Source organism: Faecalicatena faecalis (genome assembly GCF_012524165.2).
In the GTDB taxonomy this organism is placed as follows: domain Bacteria; phylum Bacillota; class Clostridia; order Lachnospirales; family Lachnospiraceae; genus Faecalicatena_A; species Faecalicatena_A faecalis.
In genome coordinates, this window is record NZ_JABACJ020000020.1 from 38,606 (window position 1) to 58,340 (window position 19,735).

At 42.7% G+C, this 19,735-nt stretch carries 16 protein-coding genes; 11 read left to right on the top strand and 5 right to left on the bottom strand.

Annotated features, from left to right (window positions below; translation table 11 throughout):
- Positions 1–8: 8 nt before the first annotated feature.
- From HGO97_RS17480 to HGO97_RS17500, 5 genes are all read right to left on the bottom strand, one after another.
- On the bottom strand, positions 9–1,457 hold the full coding sequence (locus HGO97_RS17480; RefSeq protein ID WP_216244218.1) for a nicotinate phosphoribosyltransferase: 1,449 nt from the start codon (positions 1,455–1,457) through the stop codon (positions 9–11).
- Between the two features lie 201 nt (positions 1,458–1,658).
- Entirely contained in the window at positions 1,659–3,101 is a 1,443-nt protein-coding gene (locus HGO97_RS17485) for a glycoside hydrolase family 1 protein (protein WP_216244271.1), read from the bottom strand.
- A 16-nt stretch (positions 3,102–3,117) separates the two neighbouring features.
- Entirely contained in the window at positions 3,118–5,013 is a 1,896-nt protein-coding gene (locus HGO97_RS17490) for a beta-glucoside-specific PTS transporter subunit IIABC (RefSeq protein ID WP_216244219.1), read from the bottom strand.
- Between the two features lie 249 nt (positions 5,014–5,262).
- Complete coding sequence (locus HGO97_RS17495) at positions 5,263–6,108, bottom strand: PRD domain-containing protein (protein WP_216244220.1); 846 nt, start codon at positions 6,106–6,108, stop codon at positions 5,263–5,265.
- A gap of 339 nt (positions 6,109–6,447) precedes the next feature.
- Positions 6,448–7,206: a GntR family transcriptional regulator gene (locus HGO97_RS17500; RefSeq protein ID WP_216244221.1), complete on the bottom strand. Its 759-nt coding sequence runs from the start codon at positions 7,204–7,206 to the stop codon at positions 6,448–6,450.
- Between the two features lie 246 nt (positions 7,207–7,452).
- Here HGO97_RS17500 and HGO97_RS17505 point away from each other — a divergent pair, with 246 nt between their 5' ends.
- The 11 genes from HGO97_RS17505 (at position 7,453) to HGO97_RS17555 (ending at position 19,712) form a co-directional block, all read left to right on the top strand.
- On the top strand, positions 7,453–9,003 hold the full coding sequence (locus HGO97_RS17505; RefSeq protein ID WP_216244222.1) for an ABC transporter substrate-binding protein: 1,551 nt from the start codon (positions 7,453–7,455) through the stop codon (positions 9,001–9,003).
- A 26-nt stretch (positions 9,004–9,029) separates the two neighbouring features.
- On the top strand, positions 9,030–9,950 hold the full coding sequence (locus HGO97_RS17510; RefSeq protein WP_216244223.1) for an ABC transporter permease: 921 nt from the start codon (positions 9,030–9,032) through the stop codon (positions 9,948–9,950).
- 11 nt (positions 9,951–9,961) lie between these two features.
- Positions 9,962–10,816 (top strand): ABC transporter permease, encoded by an 855-nt coding sequence (locus HGO97_RS17515; protein WP_216244224.1) that lies wholly within the window; start codon positions 9,962–9,964, stop codon positions 10,814–10,816.
- A 31-nt stretch (positions 10,817–10,847) separates the two neighbouring features.
- On the top strand, positions 10,848–11,825 hold the full coding sequence (locus tag HGO97_RS17520; protein WP_246597547.1) for an ABC transporter ATP-binding protein: 978 nt from the start codon (positions 10,848–10,850) through the stop codon (positions 11,823–11,825).
- Positions 11,812–12,834 carry an ABC transporter ATP-binding protein gene (locus HGO97_RS17525; protein ID WP_216244226.1) on the top strand — a complete coding sequence of 341 codons (1,023 nt, stop codon included), beginning with the start codon at positions 11,812–11,814 and terminating at the stop codon, positions 12,832–12,834. The genes HGO97_RS17520 and HGO97_RS17525 overlap by 14 nt, the downstream gene beginning before the upstream one ends.
- Positions 12,827–14,605: a hypothetical protein gene (locus HGO97_RS17530; RefSeq protein ID WP_216244227.1), complete on the top strand. Its 1,779-nt coding sequence runs from the start codon at positions 12,827–12,829 to the stop codon at positions 14,603–14,605. Before HGO97_RS17525 ends, HGO97_RS17530 begins: the two co-directional genes overlap by 8 nt.
- 16 nt (positions 14,606–14,621) lie before the next feature.
- Complete coding sequence (locus HGO97_RS17535; protein ID WP_216244228.1) at positions 14,622–15,257, top strand: hypothetical protein; 636 nt, start codon at positions 14,622–14,624, stop codon at positions 15,255–15,257.
- Between the two features lie 27 nt (positions 15,258–15,284).
- Positions 15,285–15,797 carry a hypothetical protein gene (locus HGO97_RS17540; protein WP_216244229.1) on the top strand — a complete coding sequence of 171 codons (513 nt, stop codon included), beginning with the start codon at positions 15,285–15,287 and terminating at the stop codon, positions 15,795–15,797.
- Between the two features lie 2 nt (positions 15,798–15,799).
- Positions 15,800–17,038 carry an MFS transporter gene (locus tag HGO97_RS17545; protein WP_216244230.1) on the top strand — a complete coding sequence of 413 codons (1,239 nt, stop codon included), beginning with the start codon at positions 15,800–15,802 and terminating at the stop codon, positions 17,036–17,038.
- Positions 17,028–18,395: an MATE family efflux transporter gene (locus HGO97_RS17550; RefSeq protein ID WP_216244231.1), complete on the top strand. Its 1,368-nt coding sequence runs from the start codon at positions 17,028–17,030 to the stop codon at positions 18,393–18,395. The genes HGO97_RS17545 and HGO97_RS17550 overlap by 11 nt, the downstream gene beginning before the upstream one ends.
- Positions 18,396–18,482: 87 nt before the next feature.
- Positions 18,483–19,712, top strand: coding sequence for an L-rhamnose isomerase (locus HGO97_RS17555; RefSeq protein ID WP_216244232.1), 1,230 nt, complete (start codon positions 18,483–18,485; stop codon positions 19,710–19,712).
- The last annotated feature ends 23 nt before the right edge of the window (positions 19,713–19,735 follow it).

Here is a 19,735-nt window from a genome sequence, read left to right on the forward strand (position 1 = left end):
ATCTCCTTTTATCTACTCATTTCATCCAATAATTTTGCTTTTGTATCATAAAGCTTCTGGGACAGATCCACATAAACGCGGTGTGGATAGAAGAGACGCTTAGTCTCATCCCAGAGAGTGTCTTTTTCACGCTTGCAGTATTCTGCAATCTCCATGACAGACGGGGACTGATATTTGCATTCACCGTTGATGAAGATCGGTTTTAAAATCTCACGCATGGTATAAGTGCCGCCTTCCAGTCTGGTCTTTTTCCAGGTGGCATTGGGATCGAAGAGTAAAAGCTCCTCATTGGTATCATATTGTTCGTCCGCAAAACAGATCAGGTCTGCGCGGATCTTACCAGTCTCTTTATCATATACGCGGTAGATTGTCTTGTTGCCCGGATTCGTGATTTTCTCTGTATTCTCTGAAATCTTGATCTTAGGTACAAATTCGCCTTCCTTATTCTGGATAGCTGCAAGCTTGTACACACCGCCGAAAGAAGGGCAGTCCTTGGAAGTAATCAGGTTCGTGCCTACCCCCCATGAGGTGATGGCAGCACCCTGGATCTTAAGGTCGTGGATCAACATCTCGTCCAGGTCGTTGGATGCGGCTATGACAGCATCTGTGAAGCCTGCTGCATCTAACATCTTACGGGCCTGCTTGGAAAGGTACGCAAGGTCACCGCTGTCCAGACGGATTCCGTAGGACTTAGGTTTGATTCCGGCATCCCGCATCTCCTTAAATACCCGGATCGCATTCGGCACACCTGATTTCAGGGTGTCATAGGTGTCCACCAAAAGCGTGCATGCGTCTGGGTACAGCTTGGCATATTCTTTAAAGGCAGTGTATTCATCCTTAAAACTCATAATCCAGCTATGGGCATGTGTTCCCATGACAGGAACATCGAACAGCTTCCCGGCCAGCACATTGGAGGTGCCGACGCAGCCGCCGATGATTGCGGCTCTGGCGCCATAGAGGCCTGCATCTGGTCCCTGGGCACGGCGAAGCCCGAATTCCATGATTCCGTCTCCCTGTGCGGCAAATACGACACGGGAGGTCTTGGTCGCGATCAGGCTCTGGTGGTTGATGATATTTAAAATCGCAGTTTCGACAAGCTGTGCTTCCATGATCGGAGCAATTACCTTTACAAGCGGTTCCTTCGGGAAGATGACAGTTCCTTCTGGAATTGCATAGATACTTCCGCTGAAATGAAAACCACTTAGGTAATGCAGGAAGTCTTCGCTGAAAATGCCGAGGCCTCTCAAGTAGTCTACGTCTTCGTAAGAAAAGTTCAAATTTTTAATATATTCGATTACCTGCTCCACGCCCGCCATGATTGAGTACCCGCTTTTATTGGGATTCTCGCGGAAGAACACGTCGAATACAACAGTTTCATTTTCCTGAGTTTCAAAATAGCCCTGCATCATCGTCAGCTCATACAGGTCTGTCAGCAATGTAAGATTCTGCGCACTCATAATAATCTCCTTTTTGTGTGAAACATATATACTGGAACAGTATAGCACAAATAAAAAATTCGCGAAAGCCCCCCAGTATGCGAAAGATACATAAAAAAACATGACCGAACTATCTGCCGTCGTCTATCTGCCTGTGAACAGTTACATGACAAAAGCCATGAAATTACTTTCGCAATTTCATGGCTTATACAACAATTCTGTTTACAGTCCGTTATTTTGAATGACCTTTTGATACCAGTAGAAGCTGTCCTTTTTATAGCGGTTCATGGAACCTCCGTCCGCCTCTTCCCTGTCCACATAGACAAATCCGTAGCGTTTCTGATAGCCGTTGAGCCAGCTTAAAAGGTCAGTAAAGGACCAGGTACAATATGCCAGAACCTCACAGCCTTCTGTAACGGCCTCTTCTAAAGCACGGATATGTTCTTTCAGATAATGGATCCGGTAGTCGTCGTGAATCTCATTTTCCTCTGTCTTCTGATCAAATGCACCAAGCCCGTTTTCGGATATAATAATAGGAAGGGCATATCTGCTGGTAATCTCTCTACAGCAATAGCGAAGCCCGTCTGGATCAATGCTCCAGTCCCAGTCTGTGGTCTTTAAATAGGGATTGGCCGGATTATTATAGATTCCAGGAATCCCGATTTCCTGCGCGGAACCCTTTACACCGGTAGTATTCATTGTTCCATAGGGCGTGACTCCATCCATCGGATTATACTCACAGACACAGCTCTGATAATAGTTTACGCCCATAAAGGAGATTGCCGCTGCCGCCTGTTTTAAGAGTTCCTGGTCGCCGTCCTGCATCACAGGGGCGATACCCTTTTCTTTCAGGTAAGCCATCGCCGCTTTTGGATATCTTCCGTAAGCATAGACATCCATCCACCAGAAATTTTTCAAATCATCATAATTATACTTTGCCATCGCATTTTCAGGGCGGCAGTCCAGTGCATAAGAAGGGGTATAAGCAAAGCTTGCACCAATGAGGCCTGTACCGCCCATTTCTCTATATGCGAGCACTGCTTTTGCATGTGCCATGAATGCATGATGGTTCACCTGATAGAACATCTTCTGATCATCAAATTTTCCCGGTGGATGCTGTGCTGTCAGCCATCCAAGGGAAGTGAAGATGTTCTGCTCATTCATCGTGATCCAGTATTTTACCTTATTCCCATAGTACCGGAACAGGGTTTTCGCATAGTTCACATAATCGCTGATGATCTGCGGACTTTCCCATCCGCCGTAAGCGTCCACCAATGCCTGCGGCAGATCCCAGTGGTAGATGGTGACCATCGGCTCGATTCCATATTTCAGGCATTCATCAATGATATTCTGATAGAATGTAATTCCTTCCTCATTTATGTCTCCTGTACCCTGTGGGTAGATTCTTGCCCATGCAATGGAAAATCGATACGTTTTCAGTCCCATTTCCGCCATCAGGGCAATGTCCTCCTTATAACGGTGATAGTGATCGACTGCTACATCACCTGTTGTTTCCTTATAAGTCTTACCCGGAATCCGTACAAAGGTATCCCAATTTGTCATGCCCTTACCGCCATCGAGATATCCCCCCTCGATCTGATATGCCGCTGATGCACTTCCCCATAAAAAATTCTCTGGAAATCCAGTCTTTTTCATCTCTTCCATCATTCTGCCTCCATTTTTATCTAATATAGATCAGCTCGTCCATAGCTGACACATGTTCTGTCTCTATAGTATCAATCTTCGCAAATTGATCCGAATTGGTCACGATCACTGGCGTTGTAATATCGTAACCAGCGTCCAGAATCGCCTGTCTCTCAAATTCGATGAGAACCTCGCCCTTTTTCACGGTATCGCCTGATTTTTTCTTAGGGTGGAAATACTTTCCTTCCAGATTCACGGTATCGATTCCCATATGAATCAGAAGCTCCACGCCATCTTCACTGACCAGACCTGCCGCGTGGCCAGTCTCAAACATCATGTCCACTTTCCCGTCAAAAGGTGCATAGATCACACCAGTTTCCGGCACGATCGCACATCCTTTTCCAAGAATCTCCTGTGCAAAGGTAGCATCGTTTACCTCATAAAGAGGAATCCGTTTCCCTTCGAGAGGGCTTGCAATAGTGATCTGCATCTCTTCCGGCAGCGGTTCTGCCATTGCTTCTGTTATCATCATATCCAGATCCTCCTCGTCTTCATCTACCACATCTTCGAATCCAAGGAACATGGTTACGATAAATGTCACAGCGACGGTCAGAAGAATCGTCAGTGCCGCAATCAAAAGACTGGAAGGTCTTCCTTCTTCTACATACTGTACAATCGTAACGATTGCCGGAGTGGCGATACCAAAACATTTCAGTTGGAAAAATCCTCCGAACAGTCCGCCGACTGCACCACCAATACATGCTCCAAGCATGGGACGTTTTAACCGGACGGTAACACCATACAGAGCGGGCTCTGTGATTCCAGCAAATAATGCGGAAAATGCAGAAGAACCGGCAATCTGTTTAAAATCCTTATTTTTACTTTTAATAGAAACTGCAAGAGCAGCCGCTCCCTGTGCCATATTCGAGCAAAGCTCGCCGATACAGATGAAATTTTCGAATCCTGTTGTTGCGATCATCCCAAGTTTGATCGGTGTAAAGGCGTGATGCATACCAGCCATTACCACGAACGGATAAACACCTGCGACCAGCCCGATTGCGATAAAGCCGAGCTTATCATGAATGGCATATACAACATCGGATAATACATTTCCGCAGATGGCTCCTAAAGGTCCTAATACGATCAGAGCAATTGGAGCTTCAATCAATACAACCAGCATTGGTTTCAGGAAGTTCTTCGTCACCACTGGGGTAATCTTATCCACCAGCTTCTCAACGTATTTCAGAGACCAAACTGCCAGGATAATCGGAATTACGGAGTAGGAGTAAGAGGCATATGTAACCGGGATGAACTTCAAAAATTTGACCGTTTCCCCTGCTTCTTGTGCGCCGTTCATCAAGCTGATAAAATTCGGATGCAGCATGATCAGAGCGATGCTTGCTGCATAATACATATTGGTGCCGAATTTCTTGGAAGCAGAGATGGCAATCAATACCGGCATAAAGAAGAAGGCTCCGTCCCCCATGACGCTTAATAGATTGTAGGTGTACCCTTCGGTACTCAGTATTCCGATCATAGGAAGAAGTGTCAGCAGTACCTTGATCATTGCCGCACCGATGATCGCCGGAATAACCGGCGCCATAATGCCTGAAATGGTATCCATAAGCATGGAAAACATGTTCTTCTTTTCCTGTTTCGTCTCTGTCTTTTTCGGCGCTTCATTAGAAAAATTTCCGAGCTTCATTAGTTCCGCGAATACATTTCCAACATCATTGCCGATAATAATCTGATATTGTCCGGCCTTTTTCATGATTCCCATGACGCCCTTTGTTTTCTTTACTGCTTCATCATCCACGATGGATTCATCTTTCAGGACAAAACGAAGTCTTGTCATACAATGTACCAGACTGATTACATTTTCTTTTCCTCCCACACGCTGCAGGATTTTTTTTGCTGTACTTTCATAATCCATATCTTTTCACCTCATAATTTTAAATTTTATTTTACGGCCGTATCTATATAAAATGCATCTATATAAAAAGACCTGACCTCAGAATATCCACGTAACTATTCAGCCATGCGGAAAGGTTTGTACAGTTTCTGCGTGGGAGCTTGCTCACTAAGCATAAAGTGTATAAATCTTTCACGGCTGTATGTCTACAATTTTATGGATATTTTGGGATCAGGTCTTGCTTAACTGAATAATTACAAACCTGTCAGTCTATTCTGTTAGTTCCTGTTCGTCCAGGATTCTCTTGATATGAATCAGCAGATAGAGCTGTTCATCAATACTTAATCTGTGTTCTAGTTGCTTTTCAATATACTGTCCTACTTTTACGACACCAGAGTATGCACCGGGGTTCTGTTCCACCATGACCTTATAAATCTCCCGCATACTGTCCTGATAGGGCTTCTGGTCCAGCACTCTTACTGCAAAGAATTTCAAGTGGGTTAGAAAGCGCTGATATGATACGGAGTCTTCCTGAAACTCAATCTTAAAGTGAATCTTGATAATTCGTAAAATGGCGGTAATTACTTCTGTGATCTTCTCTACATCACATCCCTGACTTACCTCGAATTCTGCTGATACGATGTGCATGGCAATGAAGGCCGCTTCATCGTTACCAAGATCAACACCGGATTTCTCGTAAATCCATTGAATCGCGTCCCGTCCCACCTGATACTCCTTCGGGTAGAACTTCTTTACCTCCAGCTTCATCATATTCTTGAGATGAATTCCTGCACGGTCACGATCCAATGCCGAATTGATATGGTCTGTGAGCGTGATGTAAAGAGTATCTCTGATCTGCAGCCCCTCCATCCTTGCGGCTTCGACCACCCTTCCGGCAATCTCAAGATACTGCTCTGAGATTTCCTTTACGACCTCCTGCAGGCGATGACTTTCCTCTGCATTTTGAAGGTAATAAGTCTTATCTAACAGGGATTCGTCCAGATTTTCACCCTTCTTTTTCTTAAAACCGATTCCGACTCCGGTTGCAATGATCTCTCTGCCTTTTGAATCTACCGTTACAACTGCATTTGTATTAAGCACTCTGATTATCTTCAATTGACCACTCCTATGGCATAAAAAAAACTGCTTATAATACACCTCTAAACGTATTATAACCAGTCTTGCTTACCCTAACGTAATAACAAACTTGTTCTACGGGTATTATGTTAACAGCAAAAGATCTGTTTGTCTAGGGCATATTTTAAATTCATCAAATGTGCTAATTGGAGAGGGGCTTTTTTGTGCAAAATAGCTACTGAACATATTTGCAGAGGTGTTTCTTGAAGAAAGTCAAGGGATAATGAAAATTAAAAAATCCAGAGGTGAGAAAGAGGCATACGCTGCATATAGGCAGTGGAAAAGCCCGAAGTGCGTGTGAACACCAGGGCTTTTCTTTTATTCAAGGGTAATTTCAAAATGCAGTTTGCTCTGATCCCCGCGACAATGGGAGCAGGAGTACTCGATAATCTCGTCATCTTTATTATATCCGATATTAGTAAAGAGGTGAATCGGGCTGCCACGCTTTACCCCAAGCATCTCGACGTCCTCAATACCGGCAGGTACAGCTTCACAAGTACGGGATATTCGATAAATTTTGGTGTCAGGGTGCAAGGACAAAACTTCATGTAACCCCTCTTTCATGAAATCGTGTTCGAGTACAAATTGACATCTATCATATGGAAGATATGTTTCTACACGTGCGATGGGCTCACCGTCAGCAGCACGTCTGCGATATAGGCGGATAACCTGCTCACAGGATGCGTTTCCATACACCTTTGCAACTTTTGCTGGCGTTGTGATTGCTTCAAGTCCGAGAACTTCGGTACTTGGAATCCTGCCACTGTCTTTTATCTCTTCATTGCTCGGAACATTAAAAGACTGGAGTCTTCGGATGTAATTTTGGTCGATTTTGGGTTTTGAGACAAAGGTTCCTTTACTTTTAATACGGTAAAGCTTTCCTTCCTGGACTAATTCAGTAATTGCCTGTCTGACTGTAGTGCGGCTGATACTAAACATTTCCATTAACTCATTTTCGGTAGGCAGGATGCTGCCAACTGGTAATTCTCCGCTGTCCAGTTCATCTAAAATCAACTTTTTGAGTTGAAAATAAAGAGGAATCGGAGTGTCCTTATTTAATTGTTTATTTTGTAACATGAACATCACCTCGGGTTTCCATGACATAGGTTACTATGTCATTACATTGTAACACCACACATTTATTTTACTCGTTTTGCTGGGAAATGTCAACAACTACCATATAAAGGAGTAAAAGTGCACAAAAAAAAGAAAGAAAATATTACAGAATACACAAAATATACAATTGTCATTGATATGATTAAATAGTTATGATACAATGTCATTACATAAGAACAAAGCACCTTTAATGAAGGAGGAAGTAGAATGAAGAAAAGAAGTTTGGCATTCATGGTTTCAATTGCAATGGCAGCAACACTTATGGGCTGCGGCGGCGATGACAGTGCATCAGGTGGTTCAGCTGAGGAACCAAAAGAGGTTACCCTTACAATTGGCAGTAATGCAGACCAGCCCACATCGTTAGATCGGTTTGTAAATGTAGGGTATGGCTGTGATGATCTGGATTACTTGATTTTTGATCCATTGGTTAATTCCGATCATCAGGGAACGTATACTCCTGGACTGGCAACGGAATGGGAGGTATCGGAAGATTACTTGACTTATACTTTCACCCTGCGGGATGGAGTTAAATTTACGGATGGCAGCGAGTTTACGTCTGCCGATGTAGCTGCCACCTTCAATCGTATTATGACAGATGAAACCTTGACGGATACCGGAGCATGGGGGAATCTTGAATCAGTAGAAACACCGGACGATCAGACTGCGGTAATGCATCTGTCAGCGGTAATGCCGACTTTTTATGATGAATTGTACCGAGTTCCGATTCTGTGTGCTGCAGCACTTGAGACGGACCCAGAGGGGTACTTCATTACTCCGACCGGTACTGGCGCATTTACGGTGGACAGTTTTGATCAGCTTTCTGGAAATACAGTATTAAGAAGGAATGATGACTGGTGGGGCTGGAAGGAAATGGACCAGGAGAAGACAAATGTAGAGGTGATTAACTACCAGTTCATTGGCGAAGATACAACCCGTGCATCCGCTTTGAAAGCAGGAGATATGGATATTGTTCTCCAATTAAGTATGGATTATAAGGAGGATTTGGAATCAAGTGGTTACAAGATGATTGAAGTACCTTCTGATACACATATTCATGTAGAGTATAACTGTGCTAAAGATGCACTATTTAATAATAAAGATCTGCGTATTGCTTTGTCGGAGGCAATTAATAGAGAGGAAATAGTGAATAGCATTTTAGGCGGCGGTGAGGTAGCGACATGGCCCTGCCCGTCAAGCAATCTTGGGTATGTAGATAATGGAGAAGGATATAAATATGATCTGGAAGAGGCGAAGAAGTTAGTTGATGCATCTGGTTATGATGGATCAGAAATTGATTTGATTTACACAAGCTCAAGTTTTATCCGTGCCGATGAAGTGGCGCAGGCAATACAGTCCATGGCGGAAGAAATCGGACTAAATATTAAGCTTGAACCATTGGAGCAGGCGACTTTTACAGATCGTCGGTCAACAGGAAAATTTGACTTGATTCTTGGCGCATTTGCATCTACAGCAGGGGATACCCAGACAGAAGTAGCAGTAATTATCGGGTTTGATGTATTTGGTTCTAATTATATGAATGCGGATCTAACAGCTCTTTGTGATCAAATCAGGGTATGTAGTGATAAAGAAGAAAGAACAAAACTACTTGAACAGGTATTCCAGCTCGAGATGGATGAAATGGCACCATTCAGCTACCTTTATTCACCAGTATATGTGTGCGCAAACGCTGATAATGTAGAAAACTATCATATCTTTGCAGATGGATCAGGTGAGTACCGTTTTGTTCAGAAGAACTAACGTCGACAAGTGGTAGGAGGTACAAAATGTTAAAAAAAATTCTGCGCCGTGTTGCGCTGACTTTAATTGTCCTGTTTGGTGTTACAATCATAGCATTTGTTCTTGTCCGGCTTTCACCTGGTGATCCGGCTGTGCAGATGCTCCCGGCGACAGCGACGGAAGAACAGATATTGAATATGCGGGAAAGAATGGGGCTTAATGAACCATATATCATACAGTACTTTATGTACTTGGGGAATTTGTTAAAAGGTGATTTGGGATTCTCCTTCCACTTTAATATGGATTGCGGTGCTCTGATTCTTGCGCGTCTGATAAATACTGCAAAAATTACAATTATTGGGGTTCTCATTGCTCTTATCATTTCAATTCCGTTAGGGATGATAGCAGGGATAAAAAGAGGGACAGCAGTTGACACTGCGGCAACTGCATTCGCTCTTTGCGGGCAAGCGATGTCACCGGTCTGGTTGTGTCTGTTAATGATTTTGATCTTCAGCGTCGGCTTGAAATGGCTGCCGACTCAAGGAGTAGGGACTTGGAAACATATGGTGATGCCGTCTCTATGCGTGGGATTCTCTTTCTGCTCACTCGTAACGAGGATGTTGCGTTCCAGTATGATCGATGTACTACAAGAAGAATATATAACGGCGACGCGTGCAAGAGGAATTAGCAAGTTTGTCGTGTATGTAAAGTATGCATTTAAAAATGCAATTCTTCCAATTGTTACGATTTCAGGAGCACAGCTGGGACTTCTTCTGGCAGGCTCTATGGTTATTGAACAGATTTTCAACTGGCCGGGACTTGGCCAGTTGACTGTTACGGCTATCTCATCGAGAGACTTTCAGTTAGTACAATCGATTTTGGTCGTGGTGGCTATTATTATGGTACTTTGCAATCTGCTTGTAGACATACTGTATACATTTATAGATAAACGAGTTTCATTTAACTAGGAGGGCAGGAGATGAGTAGAAAAGATTTTATTCGCAGGATGCGAAAGAGCAAACTGTTTATTATAGGACTTGCAGGGATTTTAGCTATTGCGCTCCTGTGTTTTCTGTCACCATTATTTGCACAGTTTAATCCAACGAAGTCAGAATTATCGAATCGCCTGCTGGAACCTGAATGGTTTTCGAAAGGGCTGGGCGGGCATGTATTCGGATGCGATTCGATGGGGAGGGATGTTCTGACAAGGCTTCTTATAGGTGGAAGGACCTCTCTTCTGATTGCATTTAGTGTTGTGATCATAACTACCTTGATTGGTTTAGTCATAGGGCTTCTTGCAGGGTATTATGGCGGTGTTATGGATTTAATGCTTATGAGAGTATGCGACATTATGATGGCGCTACCGACACTGCTGCTTGCAATCTGTGTGGTTGCAGTTATGGGTGCCAGTGTCACGAATCTAGTGGTGGTTCTTTCAATTACGGGATGGATCATGGTAGCTAGAGTGGTCAGAAGTACAGTGATGACGATTCGTAATTCAGAATATATTAAGGCAGCAATCGTACTTGGTATTCCAAATTATAAAATCATTTTTAAGGAAGTACTTCCGAATGTAGTTTCCCCAGTGATCATTACTGCAACACAAGCTTTCGGAGGAATGATTCTGACGGAGGCCAGTATGAGTTTTCTTGGTTTAGGCGTTCCAGCCCCGGCTCCGTCATGGGGAGCGATGATTTCCGATGGCCGGGAATATATAGCAACGGCCCCATGGGTCGTAATTGTCCCAGGAATTGCATTAATGCTGGTCGTATTGGCATTTAATTTTCTTGGAGACGGTTTGAACGATATTATGAATCCGAAAAATAAAGATTGATGAATTTAGCATGATAGAAAGAGAGCTTGTTATGGACGAATTATTAAAAATATCAAATTTAAGTGTGGAGTACCGTTCAGGCGGGAAAGTTGCTAAGGCCGTCAATAACCTGAATCTGACCATTAAGAAGGGACAGGCAATGGGGCTTGTGGGAGAAAGCGGTGCGGGTAAAACGACTACTGCACTATCTGTCATGGGACTGCTTCCTGAAAATATAGGAATGATTACAGAAGGGGATATTACATACAATGGAGAATCCTTGATTCAAATGAAGGAGAAGCAGAAAAATAATATTCGTGGAAAGAAAATCTCCATGGTTTTTGCTAATCCGTTATCATCTTTGAATCCGGTCTTCACTATTGGACATCAGATTACTATGGTGCTTCGGAAACACAAGAACCTTTCAGAAAAAGATGCTAAAAAAGAAGCTGCGGAAATTCTGAAATTAGTTGGAATTCCGGATTATCGGATGGGAGATTATCCTCATCAGTTTTCAGGTGGGATGAGACAAAGAGTGGGAATCGCTGCAGCACTTGCATGCTCGCCGGAACTGTTGATTGCAGATGAGCCGACAACTGCATTGGATGTTACGATTCAGGCCCAGATTCTGGAGCTGATGAAGGATCTACAGAAAAACTTGAACAGCTCCCTTCTTATGATTACTCATAATCTGGGAATCATAGCAGAGTTATGTCAGACAGTTGCTGTGATGTATGGGGGAGAGGTCGTCGAGTATGGAAGCGTGCAGGAAGTATTTGAACACCCCAGCCATTGGTATACGATTGGTCTTTTAAATGCGGTGCCGAAGCTGGCCGGAGAGAGACAGCGGCTCATTTCGATTCCAGGAAATGTTGCAAATGCACAGATGCTTCCAGAAGGCTGTAAATTCCATCCGAGATGTTCCAGATGTATAGAAAAATGTAAGGCTAAACGGCCGGATATGATTTGCCTGAATGAAAAACATTATGTTCAGTGCTGGGAGGCAGGAGGTAGAAATGGAGAACAATAAAAAGAATGCATTATTGAGAACAGAAAATTTAAAAGAGTATTTTAAAATCTCCGGTAAGGGCTATCTTCATGCTGTTGATAATATTTCCCTAGAAATAATGCCTAATGAAACACTTGGGCTTGTAGGCGAAAGTGGATGCGGAAAGAGTACGGTGGGTAATACACTGATGAGGCTGTTAAAACCTACAAACGGCAAAATCTTTTATAAAGGAGAGGACATAACCAATCCTTCTAAAAAGAAAAAACTGGAGCTGACTAAGAAAATGCAGATGGTTTTTCAGGATCCCTATTCTTCCTTGAACCCTAGGAAAACAATCCGTAGTATTCTGTCTGAACCATTTCTGATCAACAAAGCCGCCAGCGGTATAGAACTAGAGGAAAAGGTGAACGCGTTGGCAAAGCGGGTAGGTTTGGAGGAATATGTACTGGGGCAATTCCCTCATGAGCTGGACGGTGGAAAAAGACAGATGGTCGGAATTGCTCGGGCGCTCGCTATGAATCCCGAATTCATTGTCTGCGATGAACCGGTTTCTGCACTGGATGTATCGGTACAGGCAACGATCATCAATTTATTGATCGATATGCAGAAAGAGATGAAATTATCGTATTTATTCATCTCACATGATTTGAGTGTTGTTCGTCATATTTCTGATAGAGTCGCGGTTATGTATCTTGGACAGATTGTGGAGATCGCTAAGACCGATACGATTTTTTCCAATACGCTGCATCCGTATTCTGTTGCGTTACTGTCGGCTGTACCCAAAATCCAGTTCGGTCAGGAAGAGGAACGAATCGTATTGACGGGAGACGTACCGAGTCCGATGAATCCCAAACCGGGCTGCCGATTTGCTCCAAGATGCTGGATGGCATGTGAGGAATGCAAAAATAAAGACCAACATCTTGCAGAGGTGGAAGACGGACATTATGTTGCGTGTATGCGTTGGCGGGAAGTCCGGGAGAAGACTGCGGGACAGGCTTGGAAAAAAGGGATAGAGGTGGAGCATGAATAAAGCATGGAAGTATCCATATATTGATTTGTGGAATGAGGAAAAGTGGGAATGCAAAATCAGCCCGATTCGCGAATTAATTCACTGGTTATGGGAAAAAGACCATGAGTATGACAAGGAGGGAAAAGCCCAGATAGATGACTCATTATGGAAGGATTTTTTTGAAGATTCATGTTACCACAAAAAAACAGGAAGTATGAATGTGCCTGCGGTCCTAACAGATCTTAAGTCCAGGGGGATTTATTATGAGGATCGGGAGTTGGGGCATATCAGATGGCTCGTAATCGCACCAGAGCGGACAATTCGAGAAAAAAAACCGGAAAATAGGATGAGGACTATACTTGTTGTTCGCAATATGGATTATTCAGACTATTATTGGGCGATGGAAACGGTTGAATATTACAGAGAATATCTTGATATGGTATTAAAAGAAAATGTGATGATCCTATTTGCTGTTATGGAAGAACCAGATATGAGTATGATGTATTCTAACATTCTGATGGAAGGTCTATCAATTTACCCAACGGATACGCACCATGTTTATTTGGATTTGAGTGCAGTGGAGAATGAACCTGAACTAGAGCACATGCTTGCACAAAAGATACAAATTGGGTCACAGGATGGTTGGAAAAAGGAAGTTATTTCCGATAGGAAAATTCCTGTACTGAACATAGCCGGAATTTGGGCCAATAATAAAACCAACAACTTCTTTCAGACAAAAGATTGTGGAAATGCCAGTTACAACAAAGAGCGGCTTTTATTTAGTGAAATGGGAGCAAAGCTGGCTGAAGGTATGTCCTATGAGTATTTGTATGATTCCTTGGAGGATGAAGCATTGCAGCAAAAGCTGAATGAAATGGGGCTTACAGGTCGAAATGAAGATACTCTAGGAAATCGATGGACCATTTTGTATCCTGCTGGTGCTGTAGAAGAGGGGATAAAACTTCCGGTTGTAAGTATTTTTCAGGAAGTAAATTATTCCAATGATCATCTGATACCAGCAGCAATTGGAATTTATTCTGGATATGTCAGACTTGCGGCAGGCGGCGAACTAGCGGTGATATTTTTTGCGGCCGAGGATCCAGATGATAATGATATATTGTGTGACATTCTAAAATACGCAGCTAGAAATTATCCAATTGATGAACAGCGTATATACATCACAGGTCACTCCCATAATGGCCATTTCACCCGGGAATTTGCGTACAGGCATTCGGATATGATTGCAGCAGCAGCGACACTTGGAAATTTTCCGGGCCTACCGAAGCCGGAAGAGAGCGGTGAGGCAGTGCTTTGCCCTGATGAAAAAGTGGAGAGGATGAGGCTGTGTGATATGCCCCTGATTAACATCAGCGGTTATAGTGAGTGCGGCTGTATGTATCCGCTGAATCAGGAGGCCGTCAATCTTCTGCCAGGACAGGAGTTCATGTGCCCAATTAATTTTGAAAGTCGTGCGGAAAGTTGGCAGAGAAGGTTAAAAGCGTCTGGATGCCCTATAGTGTCACTGGAAGAGATAGAAGCTACGAAGGAAAGCAGCGATTACGTGACAAGAAAATTGGGAATTCCGAACGATAAAAGTGAGCTGTTGTTTATAGATGGTTTCGAACATTACATTGTGGACATTAGGAATACAAATGGCAGATATCATCTTCGGATGGTTGGAATTGAAAATATGCCGCATATGCCGGTTCCATCTATGACAGAATTGTCGTGGTCATTTATGAGACGTTTTGCAAGGGATTTGGAGACCGGAAATGTAATTGAGAGATTTTAAAAAGGAGATAATAAAAATGAGCAATTTAAAGAATAACTGTATTGAAATGTATCTACGGGAAGATATTCCCAGAAGGCCAGGCCGTGCAGGAACTTGGATTTTAGGGCAGGAATTTAAGGAGCAGGAATATTTTGAAGAGGCGCCGAACATGGTCGAGATTTTGATGATTACAGGAAATTATATGATGATGAATGGTTTTCCAGAAGGATTTCAAAAGAGGACCTATAATATGGGAGATCATAAGGGCGGCCCCTTTCCCAAATATAATAAAGGCTGTGATAAGACCATGATTTTTTCTGGTACGAATATGGAAGATTTGAGAGATCTTGGAGCACATGTAGAGTTTCATTTAGGAGAAGGAGAAGACGAAGTCGTATTTGAATTTGACTCACCGAGAGCAGTATTTATTCCGCAGAATGTTAGATATGGTCCGATTTATATCACTGATTTTAAGTCGGATGTCATGGTTACAAATGTATATACGGTCAACAGTAAAGCGGCTGCACAGGTTGTTAATGATTTTGAATTCGTCGGTGATGATGCAAAGATTAAAAAGGTCATTGGCAATGATTTGGAGGCTTATAAAAAGTTTTACGGAAGTGATCCGGTTGTTCCTATGGAAGAAGTAGTAAAACGTTCAAAGAAAAAATAATAGATAAGCTGGAAAGGGAATGAATAAATGGGAATGTACGAGAAATATTGCGTTGAATTGAACATAAAAAAGGATGTCCCTCCTATCAAAGGAAAGTCCCCAGTTTATATGTTCGGCCAGGATTATTTCAGGGATGCATTTTCCTGGACGGAAGTTATGACTATTACAGATGAATTCATGATGATGGAAGGTACTGCCAAGGGAAAAGAAAAGATTGTACATATCGGTCCTGATGGACATAAAGGCGGTCCATATCCAAAGTGGATACATAATGCAGAGAAGGTATTTTTGTTCTGCGGAACAGACTTGGATCATCCTGAAGATTTAGGCGCTACGGTAGAATTTCATCTGGGAGAAGGAACGCAGGAAGAGGTATTGGTCTTTGATCAGCCGAGAGCAGTGTTCGTCCCTAAAAATCTGCGTCATGGACCGGTTTATGTAAAAGATTTTCACCGAAGTTTGAACGTAGTCAGTGTTTTGAATGCTCCAAATAGACAATCGGCGGATATTGAAACGGATTTTACTTATGAGCAGGAATAAAAATGAGGAAGATGGTGGTTATGATGCTGGCAGAACAACAGGATAAAGAAAAAAAGGAATCAATATGGAATCGAGTGTATACCTGTGTGTTTCTGGCAAATGCAATGTTGTTTTTAGGGATGCAGATGGTAAATACGCTAATCTCTCTTTATGCAGAGTACCTAGGAGCTGCAGCCACTTTGATAGGTATCGTATCCAGTTTATTTGCGTTGACGGCATTGATTTTTAAAGTCATTTCAGGTCCAGCGATTGATGCATTCAACAGAAAATACATATTAATGGGAGCAATTGCAGTGATTGCTGTCTCGTTTTTCGGGTTTGCTATTTCCATAACTATGCCGATGGTGATTGGTTTTCGGTTACTCCAGGGAGTGGGCCAGGCATTCACTGCAACCTGTTGTCTGGCATTAGCAGCAGATTCGCTGCCGCCGGAAAGATTCGGAGTGGGAATCGGTACCTTTACATTGGCTCAGGCAGCGTGTCAGGCAATCGGTCCAAGCATTGGATTGGAATTGTCAAAAATCTTGGGATATCAGATTACCTTTGCAATCGCGGGCGTCTGCACAATGTGTGGAGTGTTTGTAATTATGTTGATAAAAACACCGTACAGGGAAAAGCAAAAGTTTCAGATTTCTATTAAGAATATTTTTTCAAAAGAGGCAATGCTTCCAGCAATTTTGCTGCTTTTCTTACAGATGGCCTTTATTAATATTAATTCTTTCCTAGTGATATTTGCGAACCAGAGGGATGTTGCAGGAATAGGACTATTCTATACAGTTTATGCTGTTTCCATGCTATTTGCTCCAAGAACAGTTGGAAAACTGGCAGACCATTATGGAGCTGCCAAAGTACTGCCTCCAGCAATGCTGATGTTTGCGTTTGCCTTTTGGCTTATAAGCGAGTCCTCCGCTCTATGGATGTTTTTAATTGCGGCAGTTGTAGCTGCCTTTGGATATGGTGCATCTCAGCCGGCAGTACAGACATTATGCATGAAGTGTGTGCCGAAGGAAAGAAGAGGTTCTGCAAGCAGCACAAGTTATATTGGTCAGGATTTAGGAAATCTGATTGGTCCGGTACTGGCCGGAAGTATTGCGGAGCAGGTGGGATATGTTATGATGTGGCGGGCTATGATGCTTCCCATTATTGCTGCATTTGTCTGTGTCATATGGTTTCGGGGTAGAATCAACAAAATTGAGACCGCATTTATAGAATCAAACAAGAAGGCAGCAGATGGAAAATAGGAATACTTTATACCATAATCTGACGAAGGAAAATGTGGCAGAACAGTTAATTGCTTTTGCGGCACCTCTTTTTCTGTCTGGCCTCCTGCAGACGGTATATACTATGGTTGATACGATTATTGTTGGCCGTTACGTGGGAAAAGAAGGGCTGGCAGCAGTGTCTGTGGGAGGAGAAGTGCTGGTATTTTTAACCTTTGTAGCATCAGGTTTTTCTAATGCAGGACAGATTATTATTTCCCAATACATTGGGGCACAAGAGTATGAAAAAGTAAAACGTATGGTAGGAACCATGTTTTCTTTTCTACTAGTAATTTCTGTCGGAATTACTGTAGTGTGTTTTTTTCTGCATGAGAAGATTCTGGTGTGGCTTCATATGCCAGAAATTGCTATGGAGGAGGGAAATTTTTATATTCTTGTCTGTATTCTGGGACTTGTGTTTATCTATGGATATAATCTGGTCAGTGCAGTATTGAGAGGAATGGGAGATTCCAAACATCCGCTTTATTTTATTGCAATCGCATCAGGAATAAATGTGATTCTTGATTTTCTATTTGTGGTGGGATTGCATATGGGAACAATGGGGGCGGCTCTGGCAACGGTAATGGGGCAGGCTTTTAGCTTCCTATGGGCTCTACGGTACCTTTATAGTAAAAGAAATATATTGGGGCTTGATTTAGAAATCAAAAGCCTGCAGAGTGATCGAGAAGCTTTTTCGCTTTTAATGAGGCTTGGAATTCCCATGGCACTTCAGACGGCGGCCATAACCTTTTCTAAACTATTTATAACAACTTGGGTCAACACATATGGCGTGGAGGCCGCTGCGGTTGCGGGAATCGGAAATAAACTTCAGACGCTCACCAATGTATTTGCACAGGCATTATCAACAGCTGCGGGGTTAATGATAGCACAGAACATAGGTGCAGAAAAATATAATCGGGTTCCTAAGATTATCCATACCTCTTTTGCATTGGATGGGGTAGTTACTGCTTTTGTTTTTATCATTACTGTCCTGTTTCCCAGCCAGATTTTTGGGATTTTTACACATGATCAGCAGGTACTGGAATTGTGCCTGACTTATACACCAGTAGCATTGCTGCTGTATGCAGGCTGTATCTTACGTCCAACGATGAATGCCCTGATTAATGGATCCGGGAATACGAAACTAAATCTTATCATCGCCTTGTTAGATGGTATGATTGCGAGAATCGGTCTTGCTTATCTTCTGGGGAAAAAACTGGAATTTGGAGTATACGGGTTCTGGTATGGAAATGCATTGTCGGGTTTTGTACCATTCTTGATTGGGATGCCATACTATTTGTCTGGAAAATGGAAAAATCATATATATGTACAAAGTTAGGTGGGCGTATTGCCATGGATTGAATGGAGTGCAGTCATGCCGATACATCAGGGAGTGTGAATAGGCACACATAAAAAAGGAGAAAAAATGAGTAGGATTGAACAAAATTATAGAGCGGCAAAAGAATTATATGCGGATTTGGGGGTCAATACAGATGAAGCTTTAGAAATATTAAGGAATACTCCCGTATCCGTTCACTGCTGGCAGATTGATGATCTGACAGGATTTGAGAATCCTAATGCGGTTCTCTCAGGAGGAATTGCTGCTTTTGGTAATGCGCCTGGGAAGCCAAAGAGCAAAAGTGAATTTATACAGAATTTGGATCAGGCTTTGAATTTGATTCCAGGAAAGAACAAACTAGCGCTTCATGCAGTATATCTGGAAAACAATGGTAAAAAAGTGGAACGCAATGAAATACGGCCGGAGCATTTCACCGGTTGGGTAGAATATGCAAAGAAGAGAAATATTGGTCTTGACTTTAACCCAACATATTTTTCACATCCGATGGCTGAATCGGGATTCACTCTGGCAAGTAGAGATGAGGGAGTGCGAGGGTTCTGGATTGAACATGGAAAAAGGTGCAGGGAAATAGGAGCTTATTTTGGAAAGGAATTGGGACAGGTCTGTGTTACAAATCACTGGATAGGCGATGGATATAAGGATCATACCATAGATAAAGTATCACCAAGGCTGCGGTTAAAAGATTCTTTGGACAAGATTTTTGAAAAACCGATTAGCAGGGAATTTTGTGTAGATTCCGTGGAAAGTAAGCTGTTTGGTCTTGGGAGTGAAAGCTATGTGCCGGGTTCACATGAATTTTATACAAATTACGTCATGACACATCAGAATTGTATCTTATGTATGGATGCCGGACATTTTCATCCGACAGAGACGGTTTCATCTAAAATTTCATCATATCTGGCATTTGATCAGGAACTGATGCTGCACGTCAGCCGTCCAGTACGATGGGACAGTGATCATGTAGTTATGTTGGATGATGAGACAAAAGCAATCATGGAAGAAATTGTCCGTTGCCATGCATTAGATAGAGTTCATATTGGGCTTGATTTCTTCGATGCAAGTATTAACCGGATTGCTGCAACAGTCATTGGTGCGAGAAATGCGAAGAAAGCACTGCTTCTTGCACTATTGCAGCCGACTGAGGAACTGGTCAGAGCAGAATTGGAGGATGATTTTACCAAGCGGTTAGCATTAAGCGAGGAAATGAAGATGATGCCGTTTGGACTTGTATGGGATATGTTCTGTGAACAGGAAGGAAAGCCGACGGAAGACTGGCTGACACGAATCCAGTATTAATAAGAACATGTATAAAAGGGAGG

Excerpts from the sequence above, each read along its gene's own strand:
- HGO97_RS17480 (WP_216244218.1), bottom strand. The coding sequence starts at position 1,457 with ATGAGTGCGCAGAATCTTACATTGCTGACAGACCTGTATGAGCTGACG.
- HGO97_RS17485 (WP_216244271.1), bottom strand. The coding sequence starts at position 3,101 with ATGGAAGAGATGAAAAAGACTGGATTTCCAGAGAATTTTTTATGGGGA.
- HGO97_RS17490 (WP_216244219.1), bottom strand. The coding sequence starts at position 5,013 with ATGGATTATGAAAGTACAGCAAAAAAAATCCTGCAGCGTGTGGGAGGA.
- HGO97_RS17500 (WP_216244221.1), bottom strand. The coding sequence starts at position 7,206 with ATGTTACAAAATAAACAATTAAATAAGGACACTCCGATTCCTCTTTAT.
- HGO97_RS17505 (WP_216244222.1), top strand. The coding sequence starts at position 7,453 with ATGAAGAAAAGAAGTTTGGCATTCATGGTTTCAATTGCAATGGCAGCA.
- HGO97_RS17510 (WP_216244223.1), top strand. The coding sequence starts at position 9,030 with ATGTTAAAAAAAATTCTGCGCCGTGTTGCGCTGACTTTAATTGTCCTG.
- HGO97_RS17515 (WP_216244224.1), top strand. The coding sequence starts at position 9,962 with ATGAGTAGAAAAGATTTTATTCGCAGGATGCGAAAGAGCAAACTGTTT.
- HGO97_RS17520 (WP_246597547.1), top strand. The coding sequence starts at position 10,848 with ATGGACGAATTATTAAAAATATCAAATTTAAGTGTGGAGTACCGTTCA.
- HGO97_RS17525 (WP_216244226.1), top strand. The coding sequence starts at position 11,812 with ATGGAGAACAATAAAAAGAATGCATTATTGAGAACAGAAAATTTAAAA.
- HGO97_RS17530 (WP_216244227.1), top strand. The coding sequence starts at position 12,827 with ATGAATAAAGCATGGAAGTATCCATATATTGATTTGTGGAATGAGGAA.
- HGO97_RS17535 (WP_216244228.1), top strand. The coding sequence starts at position 14,622 with ATGAGCAATTTAAAGAATAACTGTATTGAAATGTATCTACGGGAAGAT.
- HGO97_RS17540 (WP_216244229.1), top strand. The coding sequence starts at position 15,285 with ATGGGAATGTACGAGAAATATTGCGTTGAATTGAACATAAAAAAGGAT.
- HGO97_RS17545 (WP_216244230.1), top strand. The coding sequence starts at position 15,800 with ATGAGGAAGATGGTGGTTATGATGCTGGCAGAACAACAGGATAAAGAA.
- HGO97_RS17550 (WP_216244231.1), top strand. The coding sequence starts at position 17,028 with ATGGAAAATAGGAATACTTTATACCATAATCTGACGAAGGAAAATGTG.
- HGO97_RS17555 (WP_216244232.1), top strand. The coding sequence starts at position 18,483 with ATGAGTAGGATTGAACAAAATTATAGAGCGGCAAAAGAATTATATGCG.